Source organism: Pseudomonas sp. FP2196, assembly GCF_030687715.1.
GTDB lineage: Bacteria > Pseudomonadota > Gammaproteobacteria > Pseudomonadales > Pseudomonadaceae > Aquipseudomonas.
On record NZ_CP117445.1, the window covers coordinates 782,611 to 800,000 of the forward strand.

The 17,390-nt window shown below is 59.8% G+C and carries 16 protein-coding genes (1 of these 16 running past the window's edge); 4 read left to right on the forward strand and 12 right to left on the reverse strand.

The features are described 5' to 3' along the window. Nucleotides 1–13: 13 nt before the first annotated feature. Complete coding sequence (locus PSH79_RS03400; RefSeq protein WP_305441249.1) at nucleotides 14–979, reverse strand: 2-oxoglutarate and iron-dependent oxygenase domain-containing protein; 966 nt, start codon at nucleotides 977–979, stop codon at nucleotides 14–16. Between the two features lie 146 nt (nucleotides 980–1,125). After that, nucleotides 1,126–2,199 carry a BMP family ABC transporter substrate-binding protein gene (locus PSH79_RS03405; protein WP_187681136.1) on the reverse strand — a complete coding sequence of 358 codons (1,074 nt, stop codon included), beginning with the start codon at nucleotides 2,197–2,199 and terminating at the stop codon, nucleotides 1,126–1,128. A gap of 286 nt (nucleotides 2,200–2,485) precedes the next feature. Here PSH79_RS03405 and PSH79_RS03410 point away from each other — a divergent pair, with 286 nt between their 5' ends. Beyond that, nucleotides 2,486–3,577 carry a calcium:proton antiporter gene (locus tag PSH79_RS03410; RefSeq protein WP_305441250.1) on the forward strand — a complete coding sequence of 364 codons (1,092 nt, stop codon included), beginning with the start codon at nucleotides 2,486–2,488 and terminating at the stop codon, nucleotides 3,575–3,577. A gap of 117 nt (nucleotides 3,578–3,694) precedes the next feature. Here PSH79_RS03410 and PSH79_RS03415 read toward each other — a convergent pair whose 3' ends face one another. From PSH79_RS03415 to PSH79_RS03425, 3 genes are all read right to left on the reverse strand, one after another. Next, nucleotides 3,695–5,053: an 8-oxoguanine deaminase gene (locus tag PSH79_RS03415; RefSeq protein ID WP_305441251.1), complete on the reverse strand. Its 1,359-nt coding sequence runs from the start codon at nucleotides 5,051–5,053 to the stop codon at nucleotides 3,695–3,697. 255 nt (nucleotides 5,054–5,308) lie between these two features. Continuing rightward, nucleotides 5,309–5,995: an SDR family oxidoreductase gene (locus tag PSH79_RS03420; RefSeq protein ID WP_305441252.1), complete on the reverse strand. Its 687-nt coding sequence runs from the start codon at nucleotides 5,993–5,995 to the stop codon at nucleotides 5,309–5,311. A gap of 17 nt (nucleotides 5,996–6,012) precedes the next feature. Further along, nucleotides 6,013–6,369 (reverse strand): MerR family transcriptional regulator, encoded by a 357-nt coding sequence (locus PSH79_RS03425; protein ID WP_305441253.1) that lies wholly within the window; start codon nucleotides 6,367–6,369, stop codon nucleotides 6,013–6,015. 83 nt (nucleotides 6,370–6,452) lie between these two features. Between PSH79_RS03425 and PSH79_RS03430 the strand changes: the two genes are divergently transcribed. Further along, nucleotides 6,453–6,875 carry a hypothetical protein gene (locus PSH79_RS03430; protein ID WP_305443859.1) on the forward strand — a complete coding sequence of 141 codons (423 nt, stop codon included), beginning with the start codon at nucleotides 6,453–6,455 and terminating at the stop codon, nucleotides 6,873–6,875. A gap of 73 nt (nucleotides 6,876–6,948) precedes the next feature. Here PSH79_RS03430 and PSH79_RS03435 read toward each other — a convergent pair whose 3' ends face one another. The 7 genes from PSH79_RS03435 to PSH79_RS03465 all read right to left on the reverse strand — a co-directional run bounded on the left by PSH79_RS03435 (nucleotide 6,949) and on the right by PSH79_RS03465 (nucleotide 14,923). Then, entirely contained in the window at nucleotides 6,949–7,875 is a 927-nt protein-coding gene (locus tag PSH79_RS03435) for an ABC transporter permease (RefSeq protein WP_305441254.1), read from the reverse strand. Next, nucleotides 7,875–8,981 carry an ABC transporter permease gene (locus tag PSH79_RS03440; RefSeq protein WP_305441255.1) on the reverse strand — a complete coding sequence of 369 codons (1,107 nt, stop codon included), beginning with the start codon at nucleotides 8,979–8,981 and terminating at the stop codon, nucleotides 7,875–7,877. The genes PSH79_RS03435 and PSH79_RS03440 overlap by 1 nt, the downstream gene beginning before the upstream one ends. A gap of 13 nt (nucleotides 8,982–8,994) precedes the next feature. After that, nucleotides 8,995–10,542: an ABC transporter ATP-binding protein gene (locus PSH79_RS03445; protein WP_305441256.1), complete on the reverse strand. Its 1,548-nt coding sequence runs from the start codon at nucleotides 10,540–10,542 to the stop codon at nucleotides 8,995–8,997. Nucleotides 10,543–11,163: 621 nt separating this feature from the next. Beyond that, nucleotides 11,164–11,745 carry a YigZ family protein gene (locus tag PSH79_RS03450; protein WP_305441257.1) on the reverse strand — a complete coding sequence of 194 codons (582 nt, stop codon included), beginning with the start codon at nucleotides 11,743–11,745 and terminating at the stop codon, nucleotides 11,164–11,166. 7 nt (nucleotides 11,746–11,752) lie between these two features. Then, complete coding sequence (locus tag PSH79_RS03455) at nucleotides 11,753–12,403, reverse strand: TetR/AcrR family transcriptional regulator (RefSeq protein WP_305441258.1); 651 nt, start codon at nucleotides 12,401–12,403, stop codon at nucleotides 11,753–11,755. Between the two features lie 88 nt (nucleotides 12,404–12,491). Next, the gene (locus PSH79_RS03460; protein ID WP_305441259.1) at nucleotides 12,492–13,880 is read right to left on the reverse strand and encodes a uracil-xanthine permease family protein; all 1,389 of its coding nucleotides are present in this window, start codon (nucleotides 13,878–13,880) and stop codon (nucleotides 12,492–12,494) included. Between the two features lie 122 nt (nucleotides 13,881–14,002). Beyond that, nucleotides 14,003–14,923 carry a LysR family transcriptional regulator gene (locus tag PSH79_RS03465; RefSeq protein ID WP_305441260.1) on the reverse strand — a complete coding sequence of 307 codons (921 nt, stop codon included), beginning with the start codon at nucleotides 14,921–14,923 and terminating at the stop codon, nucleotides 14,003–14,005. A 138-nt stretch (nucleotides 14,924–15,061) separates the two neighbouring features. On the opposite strand from PSH79_RS03465, the gene PSH79_RS03470 reads away from it, so the two are divergent. Both PSH79_RS03470 and PSH79_RS03475 read left to right on the forward strand, forming a co-directional pair. Continuing rightward, on the forward strand, nucleotides 15,062–16,411 hold the full coding sequence (locus PSH79_RS03470; RefSeq protein ID WP_305441261.1) for an aspartate aminotransferase family protein: 1,350 nt from the start codon (nucleotides 15,062–15,064) through the stop codon (nucleotides 16,409–16,411). A 77-nt stretch (nucleotides 16,412–16,488) separates the two neighbouring features. Then, a protein-coding gene (locus tag PSH79_RS03475) for a CoA-acylating methylmalonate-semialdehyde dehydrogenase (RefSeq protein ID WP_103306253.1) crosses the window boundary here: on the forward strand, nucleotides 16,489–17,390 show its 5' portion. Its footprint extends 592 nt past the window's final position; the window shows 902 of its 1,494 coding nt (coding positions 1–902); its start codon is at nucleotides 16,489–16,491; its stop codon lies beyond the right edge, outside the window.

The following is a 17,390-nucleotide window of genomic DNA, read 5'->3' on the forward strand; positions in this document are numbered from 1 at the left end:
ACCAACCGATCCGTCACACCGCTTCCTGTTCCCGCCGATAGGCGTAGGTATCGGCGAAGCGCGACAGCAGGAATTCGGCGCAAGTGGTGGTCGGATACTTCGCCGGATGCTGTGCGTCCTGGCAGCCGGGCAGGCATTCGATGAGGGTGTCGGGGTGTGGCTCTGCGAAAAACGGCATCGAGTAGCGATCCACGCCTGGCGGGCTGATCACCCGGTGCGGTGTCGAGCGATAAAGGTCATTGCTCCAGCGCGCCATCATGTCACCGAGGTTGACCACGAAGGTGCCGTCAATCGGCGGCGCATCGATCCATTCACCGTTGACGTTCTTCACTTGCAGGCCACCGGCGCTGTCCTGATAAAGCAGGGTGATGCAACCGTAATCGGTGTGCGCGCCGGCACCTTGCTGTTCGGCGGAACTGGCGGTGTGGCGCGGTGGGTAGTGGATCATGCGCAGCACGCTCACTGGTTCGCCGAAACGTGTATCGAAGAAGTCGCGTTCGATGCCAAGGGCAATCGTCATGGCGCGGAGCAGGGTTTGCGCGAGGGCCTGCATGTCGAGGTAATGCTGTTCCATCAGCGCTTCCCAACCCGGTTGCGCGGGATGGCGGTTCGGTCCGCGCAAGGGTTTTTCCGCCAGCACCTCGGGATGGTTGGCCGGCAGGTGCAGGCCCATGTCGAAGGTTTCCTTGAGGTCGCTGGGCTTACTCGGGTCGAGTTGTTCGGTGGCGATGGCGCCGTACCCGCGATGGTGTCGGGTCTGGGTGATGTCGATCTGGAGTTTTTCTGAAGCGGGTAGGGCGAAGAAGCGTTGCGCATGATCGAGCAGCGCGTCGATGCGTTGCGCTGAAATCGGATGACCCTTGATGTAGAAAAAGCCCCATTCGCGGCAGGCCAGATCGATTTGCGTGGCGACGGCGGGCCAGGCGTTTTCGTTGTCGGTGTAGAGCGGGCTGATGTCGATGATGGGAAGCTGATCCATACACAATCCTTGAATATGCAGAAATTTCAAATGTAGGGGTGAGCCTGCTCGCGATAGCAGTGTGTCAGGCAACACTTTTGCTGAATGACACTCCGCTTTCGCGAGCAGGCTCACTCCTACAGGAGATTTGTGTTTTAGCTGTGGGATTACTTCGGCATCTCAGCCTTCATGCCTTCCACGTAATAGTTCATCGACGCCAGTTCTGCTGTGGTCGCGCTCACACCTGCGGGGATTTTCTCCACGCCGGCCTGATCCTTGATCGGCCCGGTAAACGGCTGCAACGCGCCGCTCTTGATGTCGGCAATGATCTGCTCGGCTTCGGCTTTCACCGGCGCCGGCACCAGGTCGCTGATCGGCAGTTCAACCGTGCCCTCCTTCAGCCCGCCCCAGTAATCCTGCGACTTCCAGGTGTGGTCGATCACGCTCTGCGTCGCCTGAATGTAGTGCGGCGCCCAGTCGTTGACGATCGAGGTCAGCACCGCTTTCGGCCCGAAGTGCGCCATGTCCGAGGCATACCCCACCGCATACACACCACGGCGTTCGGCCGCCTGAATCGGTGCCGGGCTGTCGGTGTGCTGGAACACCACATCGACGCCCTGATCGATCAGCGCGTTGGCCGCATCGGCTTCCTTGCCCGGGTCGAACCACGAGTTGACCCACACCACTTTGATCTCGGTGCCGGGGTTGTATTTGTTCAGCGCGAGTTGGATGGCGTTGATGTCGCGGATCACCTCCGGAATCGGGAACGAAGCGACATAACCGATCTTCTTGGTCTTGGTCATCTTCGCCGCGAGGAAACCGCCGACGTAGCGCCCCTCGTAAGTCCGGGCCAGGTAGGTGCCGAGGTTCTTGTCCTGCTTGTAACCGGTGGCGTGTTCGAAGGTCACCTTGGGAAATTGCTTGGCGACTTTCAGCGTCGGGTTCATGTAGCCGAAAGACGTAGTGAAGATCAGGTCGTACTTGTCCTTGGCCATGTTGCGGATCACCCGCTCGGCGTCGGCGCCCTCGGCGACGTTCTCCACGTAGTTGGTGGTGATCTGTGAGCCGAGCTTCTCCGCCAGTGCCTTGCGCCCCTGTTCATGCTGATACGTCCAGCCGTGGTCGCCGATCGGGCCGATGTAGACGAAACCGACCTTCAGCGGATCGGCAGCGCTGGCGCTCAGGCTGATCCCCAGACCGATGGCGGCGCACAGCAGTTTGTGCAGTGGACGTATTTGCATGAATTGGAGCTCCATTTTGTTGTGTGTGGTCGGGGCCAATGCAAATTGCTGACCAACAGGACAACAAACTTCCGGAATCGTGTGATGGCTATCGCGAGCAGGCTCACTCCTACGGGGGAATGCATTTCAACTGTAGGGCTGAGCCTGCTCGCGATAGGTCCATCAGGGCCAATAAAGGTGCACCTGCCGAAGTACCGCCATCGCTTGGTGCGCTAAGGTGTAACGAAACGTTAGCGCCGCCCCGCAGTCAGTAGCTCATTCGACTCTCTTGGCAAAAAGGCCCGCCATGCTCTCAATCCTCAAGCAAGAAAGCTTTCTGGTGCTGGCCCTGCTCGCCGCACTTGTCGCCTATCCACTGGAGCACTGGATGCTGCACAGCGGCCAGATCGTCGCGCTGATTTCCGGTCTGGTACTGATCGCCTTCATCGTCGCCGCCTCGATGCGCGTCGCCCATCAGGCCGAACTGCTCGCGGAAAAAGTCGGCGATCCCTACGGCACGATGATCCTCACCCTGGCAGCCGTGCTGGTGGAAGTGGTGATCCTGGCGATCATGATGAGCAACGAGGCTTCGGCCACACTGGTGCGTGACACGATTTATTCAGCGGTGATGCTCGACATCAACGGCATCCTCGGTCTCGCCGCGCTGATGGGCGGGATCAAGCACGGCGAGCAGTCCTACAACGACGATTCCGCGCGCAGCTACAGCGTGATGATCCTGACTGCGATGGGTGTGTCGATGGTGGTGCCGGAATTCATTCCCGAGGCCAACTGGAAGATTTATTCGGCATTCACCATCGGTGCGATGGTGGTGCTGTATGCGTTGTTCCTGCGCATGCAGGTCGGGCCGCACAGCTACTTTTTCAGCTACAGCTACCCGGACAAACGCCGCAAGAAAGAGCCGATGGAGCAGGCGCCGAAACCGGTCAGCCTGGCCCTGTCGATCGGGATTCTGGTCGCGGGTGTGGTGGTGATCGGCGCACTGGCCGAGGTGATGTCCAAGACCCTCGATCTGGGCCTGGAAGGTACGGGCGCACCGCCGGTGATTACGGCGATTCTGGTGGCGGCCATTTCGGCGGCGCCGGAGATCCTCACGGCATTGCGCGCGGCGTTGGCCAATCGCATGCAGTCGGTGGTCAACATCGCGATGGGCGCGTCACTGTCGACGGTAATCCTGACCGTGCCGGTGATGGAAGCGATGGCGCTGTATACCGGCCAGCCGTTTCAGATGGCGATGACGCCGGTGCAGACGGTGATGATTTTCATCACCCTGATCGTCAGCGCGATCAACTTGAATGACGGCGAGACCAATGCCATCGAGGGCATGACGCACTTTGTGTTGTTTGCGACGTTCATCATGCTCTCCCTGCTCGGTCTTTAAGCCCACCACAACCCCCCCCTGTAGGAGCTGCCGAAGGCTGCGATCTTTTGATCTTGTATTTCAAAACACAATCAAAAGATCGCAGCCTGCGGCAGATCCTACAGGGGTTGTGTTGGATCAGGTGCCGGCGATCAACTGGCGAGCCGCCTGGCTGTGATCGGCAATCAGGCCTTTCAGATCCAGTCCTTCAACCTGACCATCCACCACACGCCACTTGCCACCAATCATCACCCGATCAGCCCGATCTGCACCGCACAACAGCAATGCTGAAATCGGGTCATGGCTACCGGAGAAGCGCAGCTCGTCGAGCTTGAACAACGCCAGATCAGCCTGTTTACCCACCGCCAGTTCACCAATGTCGGTACGGCCCAACAAACTTGCCGAACCCTTGGTCGCCCAACCCAGAACACGTTCCGGAGTAATCTTCTCGGCGCCATAACGCAGGCGCTGGATGTACAGCGCCTGACGCGCTTCAAGGATCATGTTCGACGCATCGTTGGACGCCGAGCCATCCACGCCCAGGCCGAACAGCGCACCGGCGTCGGTCAAATCGATGCTTGGGCAAATGCCCGAGGCCAGACGCATGTTCGAGCTTGGGCAATGACAGATGCCGGTGCCTGCCTGGCCGAGGCGGGCGATTTCGTCCGGGTTGAAGTGGATGCCGTGGGCCAGCCAGGTGCGCGGGCCGAGCCAGCCGACGCTGTCCAGATAATCCACGGTGCGCAGGCGGAAACGCTGCAGGCAGAAGTCCTCTTCGTCGAGGGTTTCGGCCAGGTGCGTGTGCAGACGCACGTCGAGTTGGTTCGCCAGTTCGGCGCTGGCCGACATGATTTCCGGCGTCACCGAGAACGGTGAGCACGGCGCCAAAGCGATCTGGATCTGCGCGCCATCACCGCGCTCGTGGTACTCGTGAATCAGGCGCTGACTGTCGTCGAGAATCACCTGACCTTCCTGCACGGTCTGCTGCGGTGGCAGGCCGCCGTCCTTCTCGCCGAGGCTCATCGAACCACGGGTGAGCATGGCGCGCATGCCCAGTTCACGCACGGTTTCGACTTGTACGTCGATGGCGTTTTCCAGACCGTCCGGGAACAGGTAGTGGTGGTCGGCAGCGGTGGTGCAACCCGACAGCAGCAGTTCGGCCAAAGCGACTTTGGTGGCGAGCGCGAGTTTCTCGGGTGTCAGGCGCGCCCACACCGGGTACAGGGTTTTCAGCCAGGGGAACAACGGCTGATTGACCACGGGCGCCCAGGCGCGGGTGAGGGTTTGGTAGAAGTGGTGATGCGTGTTGATCAGGCCCGGCAGGATCACATGCTCGCGGGCGTCGAACACTTCATTGCATGGCGCCGACGGCTGTTGGCCGGCAGCAAGAACTTCGACGATGACACCGTCTTGCACGACAAGACCGCCACGGGCATCAAGCTCGTTGGAGGTGAAAATGGCGAGGGGATTTTTTAACCAGGTACGGGTCGCGGGCATGTTGCCGGCTCCTCTGAAAATGGGGTTCAGGGTTGCCAGCTCAGTGATGCCCTGTCTGCTGATCCAGGGTCGCCGCGAAGGACGAGGTGCGCAGTTTCAAACAAAATGCCACGCCGGGCAAGCCCAACCCGACAGGACAGCACCCATTCCAGCCTGAAAATACACATCCCTTGTAGGAGCTGCCGAAGGCTGCGATCTTTTGATCTTGAAAATCAAAAGATCGCAGCCTTCGGCAGCTCCTACAGGGGGGCGGGGTTACCAGGGAATGGTTTCACCCTTGTAGTTGATGAAGTGATGCCCGCCCTTGCCGGCAAACGCGTCGACCTGATCGATCAAACCGCGAGTGCTGGTTTCCACATCGATGTCGGCACCATCGCCGCCCATATCTGTTTTCACCCAACCCGGATGCAGCGACAGCACGGTCAGTTTCTGCTCGCCCAATTGCGTCACGAAGCTGTTGGTCATCGAGTTCAGCGCAGCCTTGCTTGCCTTGTACAGCGCCAGTTCCGGCGCGTCCGGCACCGTCACGCTGCCCAGCCCGGAACTCATGAACGCCAGCACGCCGCTGCCGTCGCGAATCTGCCCGACAAAACGCTGGGCCAGATTGATCGGCGCCACGGCGTTGGTGAAAAACAATTGACCGACCTCAGCCAGTGTCGCGCCGCCGGGCGTCTGATCTGCCGGACCTTTGACCCCGGCATTGACGAACAGCAGGTCAAACGTCTCGCCCTTCAGATGTTGGCTCAAAGCAATGACCGCTTGCTGGTCATCCATGTCGAGTTTCTCGATGCGCACGTTGCCCAGTGCTTGCAGCGCCTCGGCGTTCGAGGGGTTGCGCACGGTGGCCGTCACTTGCCAACCATCGGCCAGCAGGGTTTTCACCAAACCGAGGCCCAAGCCACGGGAGGCGCCGATGATCAGTGCGTTTTTTGCCTGGGACATGATGAGTTCCTTGAAAGTCAGGGTTCAGGATTCAATGGACACGCCTGACCGAGCCGTAGTTGCAACTCCTGACGCAAGGCGTCGAGTTCACTCATGCGGGTTTCGATCAGTTGCAGTTTGTCGCGCAGCAATTGCGCCACGGCATTTTCCGGATCGGGAGCGTTCCACAACGCGGCAACGCTGTTGCCGATTTCGCCGAGAGTAAAACCCAGGCGCTGCGCAGTCTTGATGTAGAGCACCAGTTGCACCATCTCCGGCGGATAGTCGCGATAACCGTTGGCGCTGCGTTGCGCCGCAATCAATCCGCGCTGCTCGTAGAAACGCAGCGTGTCGCGGCTGACGGCGCTGGCCAGGGCTAATTCACCGATGCGCATCGTGGGTGTCTCAAAGGGGCTTGACCCTGGAGCATACTCCAGGCTTTACCGTGGTTGCTCCTCAAATTTCTGGAGCATGGATGATGTGGACGGCAACCCAGTATCGAAACGTGGTGCGCGGCAGCGCCTGGTATGACTTGATCGTCACGGCGGCGTTTGTTACGCCGTGGAGTTTTGCTGTTCTACATGGGCTGTTAACCGCGCTGGATTTTCCCGGCGAACTGCCGGCATTCCAGCCTGTGCATATGTTGATGGCGAATCTGTTGGGCTCGGTGGTATGTGTCTGGGCGGTGCTGCGTATTCGTGATCCACAGGCGCTTTTTGGACGGTATGACGCGGTCGCCAGGTTTTTGTTTGCGGCTTGGCAGGCGTATGCCTTGTTACACGGTGCCAGTTCATTGTTGGTGATCTTCTTGTTCTTCGAACTGGCGTGGGGCATTGCTCAGGTGTTGCCTGTCCGGGCCCCATCGCTGGCAAGCCAGCTCCCACAGGGATCCCGGATGTGAATGAGATATCAGCCACACTACAAAAACCTGTGGGAGCTGGCTTGCCAGCGATGGGGCGAGTGAAATCGCCGCCCTAATGCCCTGATTGCCAAGGCTGCCCAAGCGACACCGGCGCATACAACCGCGTGCGTAGCGCATCGCGTGACAACAACACCAGCACCACAATCGTCGCCACATACGGCAGCATCGCCAGCAAGCTCGACGGAATCGCCAGCCCCAACCCCTGCGCCACCAGGTGCAGGATGCTGGCGAGGCCAAACAGATACGCCCCGAGCAACAACCGCCACACTCGCCAACTGGCGAACACCACCAGTGCCAAGGCAATCCAGCCGCGTCCGGCGGTCATGTTTTCCGCCCACATCGGCGTGTACGCCAACGACAGATAAGCCCCGGCCAAACCCGCCATCGCCCCGCCAAACAGCACCGCCAAGGTACGCACCGTCAACACCGGCAATCCCATTGCACTGGCAGCGTCCGGGTTCTCGCCAACCGCTTGGATGATCAGCCCGACACGGCTTTTGATGATCACCCACGCCACCAGCGCAAACAGCGCAAACGACAGATACACCAGCAGATCCTGCGCAAACAGCATCCGCCCGATCAGCGGGATTTCACTCAAATACGGAATCGCCATTGGCTCAAAACCCGCCAGTGGTTTACCCACCCACGCTGCGCCAACAAACGTCGACAGCCCCACGCCAAAAATCGTCAGCGCCAGACCGGTCGCCACCTGATTGGCGTTGAACACCAGCGCCACCAAGGCAAACAGCGACGACAGCAGCATCCCCGCGAGCATCGCCAGCAGCACGCCGAGCCACAGGTTGCCGCTGTTCAGCGCGACGATAAAACCGATCACCGCGCCGAACAGCATCATCCCTTCCTGCCCGAGGTTGAGCACGCCGCTTTTCTCGCAGATCAGTTCACCCAGCGCCACCAACAACAGCGGCGTACCGCACCGCACCATGGCGTAGAAAATATTGCTCAGCAGATCGATATCCATCACAGCGCTCCGGCGGTTACGGCGGTGGTCGAGGCGCGCCGTGTCCAGCGCAGTTTCAGTCGTGGTCGATAGAGAATCAGCACGTCACAGGCCAGCAGGAAAAACAGCATCATTCCCTGGAACAGTTGGGTAATCGCTTGCGGCAGATTCAGGCTCATTTGCGCGCTCTCGCCACCGATGTACAGCAGCGCCATCAACAGACTGGAGAACAGAATCCCGATCGGATTGAGCCGCCCGAGAAACGCCACGGTAATCGCCGCATAGCCATACCCCGGCGAAACCTGCGGCACCAATTGACCGATCGGCCCGGTGACTTCGCACACTCCGGCAAGCCCTGCCAAACCACCGCTGATCAACAGGGCCAGCCAGATCAATCGCTTCTCGCGAAAGCCGACAAACCCCGCCGCACGCTTGTCCAGCCCGAGCACTTTGATCTGGAACCCGACAAAGCTTTTCTGCAACAACACCCACACCGCAACCAGTGCGAGCAGAGCAAAATACACCCCGGCATGCACGCGGCCGTCCTCCATCAGCAGCGGCAAACGGCTGGCGTCGCCAAACATCGCCGACTCGGGAAAGTTGAACCCGGCCGGGTCCTTCAGCGGCCCATGCACGCAGAACAGCAGCAGGTTCAGCGCGATGTAATTGAGCATGATGCTGGTGAGGATTTCGTTGGCGTTGAAGCGCGTGCGCAGCCACGCCGTCAGCCCGGCCCACGCAGCGCCGGCGAGGGTGCCGGTCAGCAGAATAAGCCCCAGTGCCCAACGGCTTTGCATATCGATGATGTTCACCGCCAAGGCACTGCCGGCCAATGCGCCGAGCAGCAGTTGACCTTCGGCGCCGATGTTCCAGATCCGCGCCTGATACGCCACCGCCAGCCCCAGTGCACAGAGCAGAATCGGCAGGGCTTTGACCAGTAATTCAGACACGCCATACAAGTCACTGACCGGCGCGATCAGCAACGTGTGCAAGGTTTGCAGCGGATCATGGCCGAGGGCGATGAACAGCAGCGAGCCGCAACCGAGGGTCAGCGCCGCCGCCAATAACGGCGAGCACCAGAGCATCAGGCGCGATTGCTGGCCACGGGGTTCGAGGGAAAGCAGCATGTTGAAAACTCCGTTAAACCGTGGCGTGTTGTTGAGGGGCATCGAACTGGCCGGCCATCCAGCCGCCTACATCGCTCAGTTGGGTGTCCGCCGTGTTGTGCAGTGCAGATATTTTCCCGCCGCACAACGCGCCGAGGCGGTCGCTGACCTGGAACAGTTCGTCGAGGTCTTCGGAAATCACCAGAATCGCCGCACCGGCATCGCGCAACGCGATCAACGCGCGATGAATGGTGGCGGCAGCGCCGACGTCCACGCCCCAGGTCGGGTGCGCGGCGATCAGCAGTTTCGGTTGCTGGAGGATTTCCCGGCCGAGGATGAATTTCTGCAGATTGCCGCCGGACAGACTGCGCGCGGCGGTTTGCGTGTCCGGGGTTTTTACGCCGAAGCGTTGAATGATTTGTTGCGCGAGGGCTTCGACCTTGCCGCGCTGGATCAGGCCGTTACTGACCAGTCCTTGTTGGAAGGCTGTGAGCAGGGCGTTGTCCGCCAGACTCAACTCCGGCACCGCGCCGTGGCCGAGACGTTCAGCGGGGACGAACGCCAGACCGAGGCTGCGCCGCGCATCCGGGCGTAAATCGGCGACAGATTGTTCTGCGAAGCAAATCGTCGCCGCCTCGGCGCGCGGCAGGGTTTGTTCGCCGCTGAGCAGGGCGAGCAACTCATCCTGACCATTGCCCGCGACCCCGGCGATGCCGACGATTTCACCACTGCGCACTTGCAAGTTGATGTTGCTCAGCGAGCAGCCGAACGGGTCCGGGTTGTGCCAGTTCAAGCCACTGACTTGCAAAAACGCCGCGCCGCCGCTGACCTTTGAATAATCACCGATCAACGCCGCCGCTTCGCCGACCATCAACTGCGCCAGTTGCTGATCCGAGCATTCGGCCGGTACGCAATGCCCGGCTACGCGCCCACCGCGCAACACCGTGGCGCTGTGGCACAACGCGCGGACTTCACCCAATTTGTGGCTGATAAACAGAATGCTGCAGCCCTCGGCGGCGAGGCGACGCAAAGTGATGAACAGTTCGTCGGCCTCTTGCGGCGTCAACACCGAGGTGGGTTCGTCGAGGATCAGCAGGCGAATGTCCTGCATCAGGCAGCGAATGATTTCCACCCGTTGCCGCTCGCCAATCGACAGGCTGTGGACAAGTCTTTCCGGTTCCAGCGCCATGCCATAACGACGCGAGACTTCGCGAATCTTCGGCTCAAGTTGTTTCGGCGTCCCAGCCTTGGCACCCATCGCCAGGGCAATGTTCTGCGCCACGCTGAGGGTTTCGAACAGCGAGAAATGCTGGAACACCATGCCGATCCCCAACTGCCGCGCCTGCGCCGGGTTGCGGATGTTCACCCGCTGACCTTGCCAGAGCATCTCGCCGGAGTCGGCCTGGGTCACACCGTAGATGATCTTCATCAGCGTACTTTTGCCAGCGCCGTTTTCACCGAGCAGCGCATGGATTTCCCCCGGCGCGATGCTCAGGTCGATGGCGTCGTTGGCCAGACAACCGGGATAGCGTTTGCTGATTTGGCGCAGGTGCAGGCGCGGCGTTGTATCTGGGGAGGGCATGACAGGCTCGACTGGCTTGGAGTTGTGCCTGTGGATAAAGCAATTTCCTGGCCATTGAGTCAGGAACTCGCGCAACCGCTGTTCCAGCGCGTCGATTGCAGAGCATCCCGGCCTGAATCGTGGTGGTGGCCGGCACCAATTGAGAGCAAAGCCGTTGATCAGGCTCCAGTTTTGCCCGTTGGCAACTGATCAAAAAACGAGCAAAAGCGTGGGGCCTATGCAGAACCTGCGACTGCGCCAGCCATGAACGGGTTATCCACAGGTTGTTCCACAGTTATTGTGAGCAAGCCATAAAGCCGGGCATAAGCACTGCGGTGCTTTCTTCTAATGGTGATAAACAACGCTAACTTCTTGTTTCTGTTTGAAATTTATACTTCGTCGGGCGGATTGAGCGAAAAGTGAGCAAACCGCGCAAAGCCACGTGACAGAAGGGTTACAGCGGGATGTGCTCAGGTTATCCACAGTCGGGTGCACAGCAGATGTGGGCAAGTTTGTGGAATAAGAAATTTCGGGGGCGCCCCAAAAGATCGCAGCGTTCCGCAGCTCCTACAGGAGAACGCATTTCAAGTGTAGGCGCTGCGGAACGCTCGGGCCGCGATCGGACGATCTTTTGATCTTGCTTCACCGCTGCAGCAGAATCCTTCCGCGACTCAGATCTGCCAATTGGCTCTGCAACAATTCAATCTGCGCCTCACCCACCGCCAGCTGCAATTCAACGCCATTGGCAGTGAAGTTTTCCTCAACCACCAACCCGCCCAAATCCGCCACCCGTAACTTCACCAGCGCCAACTCGGCAAACCCACAGGCACAGCGGAGCGGCACGCGGCTGATCAACTCGACCTTCGCCGCCGTTTGCAGGCATTTGTTTGCACCGCCGCCGTAGGCTCGGGCCAGACCGCCAGTGCCCAGTTGAATCCCGCCATACCAGCGGATCACCAGCACCGCGACTTGATCGCAATCCTGCGCTTCGATCGCCGCCAGAATCGGTCGCCCAGCCGTGCCGCCGGGTTCGCCGTCGTCATTGCTGCGATATTGATCGCCGAGTTTCCACGCCCAGCAATTGTGCGAGGCGTTCAAGTCGCTGTGCTGTTCGAAGAACGCCTGCGCGTCGGCGGGGCTGCCGATCGGTGCGGCGAAGGTGATGAAGCGGCTTTTGCGAATCTCTTCGCGGTACTCGCAAAATCCGCTGAGGGTGAAAGGCATAGACGTCTTAAATAGTAGGAGTGAGGCCGCAGCCTTTGAGAATGATGCGGATCAGGTTGTTGCCGGCGTCTTCCATGTCTTGTTTGGTCAACTTGCTGCGACCGCTGACTCGGCAGATTTGCGTGGCGAAGTCGGCGTAGTGCTGAGTGCTGCCCCACAGCAGGAAGATCAGGTGTACCGGATCGACAGGGTCCATTTTGCCCGCATCGATCCACGCCTGGAACACGGCGGCCCGACCGGTGAACCAGGTGCGGTAGTCCTGATTGAAATACTCGGTCAGGCATTCGCCACCACTGATCACCTCCATCGCGAAAATGCGTGAGGCTTGCGGCTGGCGTCGGGAGAATTCCATTTTTGCGCGAATATAGCGGGTCAGCGCTTCGGCCGGATCGTCCTCGGCCGTGAGGGTGTTGAAGGTGCTGTCCCACAACTCGATGATGTTGCTCAGCACCGCCACGTACAAACCCAGCTTGTTGGTGAAGTAGTAATGCAGGTTCGCCTTGGGTAACCCGGCATTCTGGGCGATGGTGTTCATGCTGGTGCCTTTGTACCCGTGACGGGCAAACTCGTCTTCGGCGGCTTTGAGGATGGTCTCTTCGTTCTTCTGACGAATGCGGCTGGCGGGCTTGCCGCCGTGAGCGGGGACTTCAAAGGTCATAGGCACTTCCGGGTTTGTCTGTGGGTGCAACCAGTTGCGTTGATAGCGCACCCACAGGCATCCGACAAGTCCTCAAACAATAAAATCGTTACGCCTGTTCGATCTTGTTCAGCGGCGCATGGGCTTCTACGGCCTCCGGTTTGGCTTCCGGGAGCAGCAGGCAAAGGATGATCGCCGTCAGTCCGCCGCTGGTGATCGCCGAGTCGAACAGGTTTTGCACCAGTTTCGGCAGCAAGTGCAAAAGGTTTGGTTGCGCGGCGATACCCAGGCCGACGCCGAACGACGTGGCGATGATCAACATGCTGCGCCGATCCAGCGGCGACTGCGCGAGGATGCGCACGCCGGCAGCGGCGACCGCACCGAACATCACCAGCGTCGCACCACCGAGCACCGGTTTCGGAATCTGTTGCAGTACCGCGCCGATCATTGGAAACAGACCGAGGCAAAACAGAATCGCGCCGATGTACAACCCGACATAGCGACTGGCAACCCCGGTCAACTGGATCACGCCGTTGTTCTGCGCAAATGTGGTGTTGGGGAACGCACTGAAGGTGGCGGCGATCATGCAACTCACGCCATCACCGAGCACGCCGCCACGCAAGCGGCTTATATAAGAAGGACCGCTGATTGGCTGGCGAGCGAGCATGCAATTGGCGGTGAGGTCGCCGACGGTTTCGATGGTGCTGATCAGATAAATCAGCGCGACCGGCAGGAAAGCCGTCCAGTCGAAGCTGAATCCGAACTTGAATGGTGTGGGAAAACTCACCAGCGGCAGGTCAGGCAATGGCTGTGGCACCAGTTTCCCACTGAACCACGCCGCCAGACTGCCGAGCACCAGGCCGATGATGATTGCCGAAAGCCGCACCCAAGGTGTGTTTGAGCGGTTGAGCAGGATGATCGTCAATAAAACAAATACGCCCAGCGCCAGATTGCCCGGCGCGCCAAAGTCCGGCGCATTGAAGCCGCCGCCCAGATCGGTGATGCCGACCTTGATCAGGCTGATACCGATCAGCGTGATGACAATTCCGGTCACCAGAGGCGTAACGACGCGGCGCAACTGACCAATGAAGCGGCTGAGTACGATCTGCACGATCGCGCCGAAAAAGCACACGCCGAAAATCATCGCCAGAATGTCCTCCGGGCTGCCGCCACGCTGTTTGACCAGAAAACCCGCCGACAGCACCGCGCCGAGAAAGGCGAAACTGGTGCCTTGCAAACAAATCATCCCGGCACCAATGCCGAACGGCCGACGCGCCTGAATAAACGTGCCGACACCGGACACCATCAGCGCCATGCTGATCAGGTACGGCAAATGCGCGGTCAAGCCGAGCGCTGAACCGATCACCAGCGGCGGGGTGATGATGCCGACGAAACTGGCGAGCACATGTTGCAGGGCGGCGAGGATCGCGGCGGGTGGTTTCGGACGGTCGTTGAGGCCGTAGATCAGATCGCTGTTCGATTCGGTATCTGGCTGCATGGGTGGGGGCTTCTTGTTTGGAGGATCGAGGTTGATCCTGCTTTGCAAAAAGCTGTCCACTTGCTCAGGTTATTCACCTAGTTAATCTGTGAGGCCCAACGTGGCTGGGCCTTGCAGGATTTTCAACGCGTCGCCGCCAGACTCTCCAGAAAACTTTCCAGCACCAAATGGGGGCGCCGGCCCTTGCGCGTGACCGATGCGAGGCTCAGGTCATAAAAACGCGTCTGCGCCTTTAATGCACGCAAGCGGCCCTGTTGTACCCAAAGGCTGGCGTAGTGATCCGGCAGGTAACCGATGTAGCGCCCGGTCAGAATCAGAAACGCCATGCCTTCACGGTCGGAGGCACTGGCGGTGCAATTGAGTGCCTGGTAATGCGCCTGAATCTCCGCCGGCAAACGGAATGTCGGAGCAATAGCGTCCTGACTGTTCAGGCGCTCGTCGTCCAGTTGCTTGTCATCGACATAAAACAGCGGATGCCCAACCGCGCAATAAAGCAGCGAGCGTTCGCTGTACAGCGGCTGGTATTCCAATCCGGAAAGCGCACTGGCCTGCGGCACCACACCGACGTGCAAGCGCCCATCCAGCACGCCTTGCTCGACTTCATTGGGGGCGATCATGCGGATCTGGATTTGTACGTCTGGCCCGCGTTCTTTCAACTGAGCGAGGGCGTGGGTGATGCGCATGTGGGGCAGGGTGACGAGATTATCAGTCAGGCCGATGATCAGTTCGCCGCGCAAGTGCTGGTGCAGGCCGTTGACCTCAGTGCGGAAACTTTCAAGCGCACTTAATAGTTGCAGAGCGGATTGATAGACCTCGCGACCTTCTTCGGTCAGCGAGAATCCGGCGCGGCCGCGTTGGCACAGGCGCAAACCGAGGCGTTGTTCCAGATCGCTCATCTGTTGGCTGATCGCCGATCGACCAATGCCGAGCACGGTTTCCGCCGCTGAAAACCCCCCACATTCCACTACGCTGCGAAAAATCCGCAGCAGGCGAATATCAAAGTCACTGACCTGGGCCAGCGGATCGGGACGGCGGCTGCTCATGCTTGATCGCTCAAAGTTTAGTGATGATCTAACTGAAGGTTAGAAGTGTTGGATTTCACCGACTTTATCCGCGTGGCAATTTAGCTGCAACAACGCTTTCTATCTCCCTGACGCTTATGCCCTGCGAGGTTTTGCCCGATGAACATGCCTGAACACGCGCCGTCGCCACTGGCCAGCCAACTGAAGCTGGACGCGCACTGGATGCCGTACACCGCCAACCGCAACTTCCAGCGCGATCCGCGTCTGATCGTCGGTGCCGAAGGCAGCTGGCTGTTCGATGACAAGGGCCGCAAGATCTACGATTCGCTGTCCGGTCTTTGGACCTGCGGCGCCGGGCACACCCGCAAGGAAATCCAGGAAGCCGTCTCCAAACAATTGGGCACCCTCGATTATTCGCCGGGCTTCCAGTACGGCCATCCGCTGTCGTTCCAGTTGGCCGAGAAAATCACCGACCTGACCCCAGGCAACCTGAACCACGTGTTCTTCACCGATTCCGGCTCCGAGTGCGCCGACACCGCGGTGAAAATGGTTCGTGCCTACTGGCGCCTGAAAGGTCAGGCGACCAAAACCAAAATGATCGGCCGTGCCCGTGGCTACCACGGTGTGAACATCGCCGGCACCAGCCTCGGTGGCGTCAACGGCAACCGCAAAATGTTCGGTCAGGCGATGATGGACGTCGATCACCTGCCGCACACTTTACTGGCGAGCAATGCGTTCTCCCGTGGCATGCCCGAGCAGGGTGGCATCGCTTTGGCTGATGAGCTGTTGAAGCTGATCGAACTGCACGATGCGTCGAACATCGCTGCCGTGTTCGTTGAACCCATGGCCGGTTCCGCTGGCGTGTTGGTTCCACCTCAGGGTTATCTCAAGCGTCTGCGCGAAATCTGCGATCAGCACAACATCCTGCTGGTGTTCGACGAAGTGATCACCGGTTTCGGCCGCACCGGTTCGATGTTCGGCGCCGACAGCTTTGGCGTCACCCCGGATCTGATGTGCATCGCCAAGCAAGTCACCAACGGCGCGATCCCGATGGGCGCGGTGATTGCCAGCTCCGAGATCTACCAGACCTTCATGAACCAGCCGACGCCGGAATACGCGGTGGAATTCCCCCACGGCTACACCTACTCGGCGCACCCGGTGGCTTGCGCCGCTGGCCTGGCGGCACTCGACCTGCTGCAAAAGGAAAACCTGGTGCAGAGCGTGGCCGAAGTCGCACCGCATTTCGAAAACGCGCTGCATGGCCTGAAAGGCTCGAAGAACGTCATCGATATCCGTAACTACGGTCTGGCCGGTGCGATCCAGATTGCCCATCGTGACGGCGACGCCATCGTGCGTCCGTTCGAAGCGGGTATGGCGCTGTGGAAAGCCGGGTTCTACGTACGCTTCGGCGGCGACACCCTGCAGTTCGGCCCAACCTTCAACAGCAAGCCGCAAGACCTTGATCGTCTGTTCGACGCGGTCGGCGAAGTGCTGAACAAGCTCGACTGATTTTCCCCTCTATATAAGTACAAACAGCAGACGTCTCTTCGGGGGGCGTCTGTGGACAAGAATTCAGGAGTTACTCGATGAGCGTTATCCCGCATTTGATCAATGGCGAACTGGTGACCGAGAACGGTCGCGCGGTTGATGTGTTCAACCCGTCCACCGGTCAGGCAATCCACAAACTGCCACTGGCCAGCCAGGCGACCATCCAGAAAGCCATCGACGCCGCCAAGGCTGCGTTCCCGGCATGGCGCAACACGCCACCGGCCAAACGTGCCCAAGTGATGTTCCGCTTCAAGCAACTGCTGGAGCAGAACGAAGCACGCATCTCGCAATTGATCAGCGAAGAGCACGGCAAGACTCTCGAAGACGCCGCCGGTGAACTGAAGCGCGGTATCGAGAACGTCGAGTTCGCCTGCGCCGCCCCGGAAATCCTCAAGGGCGAGTACAGCCGTAACGTTGGCCCGAACATCGATGCATGGTCGGACTTCCAGCCGCTGGGCATCGTTGCCGGTATTACGCCGTTCAACTTCCCGGCCATGGTGCCGCTGTGGATGTACCCACTGGCAATCGTCTGCGGCAACTGCTTCATCCTCAAGCCGTCGGAGCGTGATCCAAGCTCCACGCTGCTGATTGCCCAGCTGCTGCTGGAAGCCGGTCTGCCGAAAGGCGTGATGAGCGTTGTCCATGGCGACAAGACTGCGGTCGACGCGCTGATCGAAGCGCCGGAAGTCAAAGCGCTGAGCTTCGTCGGTTCGACGCCGATTGCCGAATACATCTACGCCGAAGGCACCAAGCGCGGCAAACGCGTTCAGGCACTGGGCGGTGCGAAGAACCACGCGGTGCTGATGCCGGATGCCGATCTGGACAACGCGGTCAGCGCACTGATGGGCGCGGCTTACGGTTCCTGCGGCGAGCGCTGCATGGCGATCTCGGTGGCGGTGTGCGTGGGTGATCAAGTGGCAGATGCGCTGGTGGCCAAACT

Coding starts and splice junctions, on each gene's coding strand:
- PSH79_RS03450 (WP_305441257.1), bottom strand. CDS start 11,745: ATGCCTTTCACCCTCAGCGGATTTTGCGAGTACCGCGAAGAGATTCGC.
- PSH79_RS03430 (WP_305443859.1), top strand. CDS start 6,453: ATGTGGACGGCAACCCAGTATCGAAACGTGGTGCGCGGCAGCGCCTGG.
- PSH79_RS03440 (WP_305441255.1), bottom strand. CDS start 8,981: ATGCTGCTTTCCCTCGAACCCCGTGGCCAGCAATCGCGCCTGATGCTC.
- PSH79_RS03465 (WP_305441260.1), bottom strand. CDS start 14,923: ATGAGCAGCCGCCGTCCCGATCCGCTGGCCCAGGTCAGTGACTTTGAT.
- PSH79_RS03435 (WP_305441254.1), bottom strand. CDS start 7,875: ATGGATATCGATCTGCTGAGCAATATTTTCTACGCCATGGTGCGGTGC.
- PSH79_RS03410 (WP_305441250.1), top strand. CDS start 2,486: ATGCTCTCAATCCTCAAGCAAGAAAGCTTTCTGGTGCTGGCCCTGCTC.
- PSH79_RS03455 (WP_305441258.1), bottom strand. CDS start 12,403: ATGACCTTTGAAGTCCCCGCTCACGGCGGCAAGCCCGCCAGCCGCATT.
- PSH79_RS03415 (WP_305441251.1), bottom strand. CDS start 5,053: ATGCCCGCGACCCGTACCTGGTTAAAAAATCCCCTCGCCATTTTCACC.
- PSH79_RS03425 (WP_305441253.1), bottom strand. CDS start 6,369: ATGCGCATCGGTGAATTAGCCCTGGCCAGCGCCGTCAGCCGCGACACG.
- PSH79_RS03420 (WP_305441252.1), bottom strand. CDS start 5,995: ATGTCCCAGGCAAAAAACGCACTGATCATCGGCGCCTCCCGTGGCTTG.
- PSH79_RS03400 (WP_305441249.1), bottom strand. CDS start 979: ATGGATCAGCTTCCCATCATCGACATCAGCCCGCTCTACACCGACAAC.
- PSH79_RS03460 (WP_305441259.1), bottom strand. CDS start 13,880: ATGCAGCCAGATACCGAATCGAACAGCGATCTGATCTACGGCCTCAAC.
- PSH79_RS03405 (WP_187681136.1), bottom strand. CDS start 2,199: ATGCAAATACGTCCACTGCACAAACTGCTGTGCGCCGCCATCGGTCTG.
- PSH79_RS03445 (WP_305441256.1), bottom strand. CDS start 10,542: ATGCCCTCCCCAGATACAACGCCGCGCCTGCACCTGCGCCAAATCAGC.
- PSH79_RS03470 (WP_305441261.1), top strand. CDS start 15,062: ATGAACATGCCTGAACACGCGCCGTCGCCACTGGCCAGCCAACTGAAG.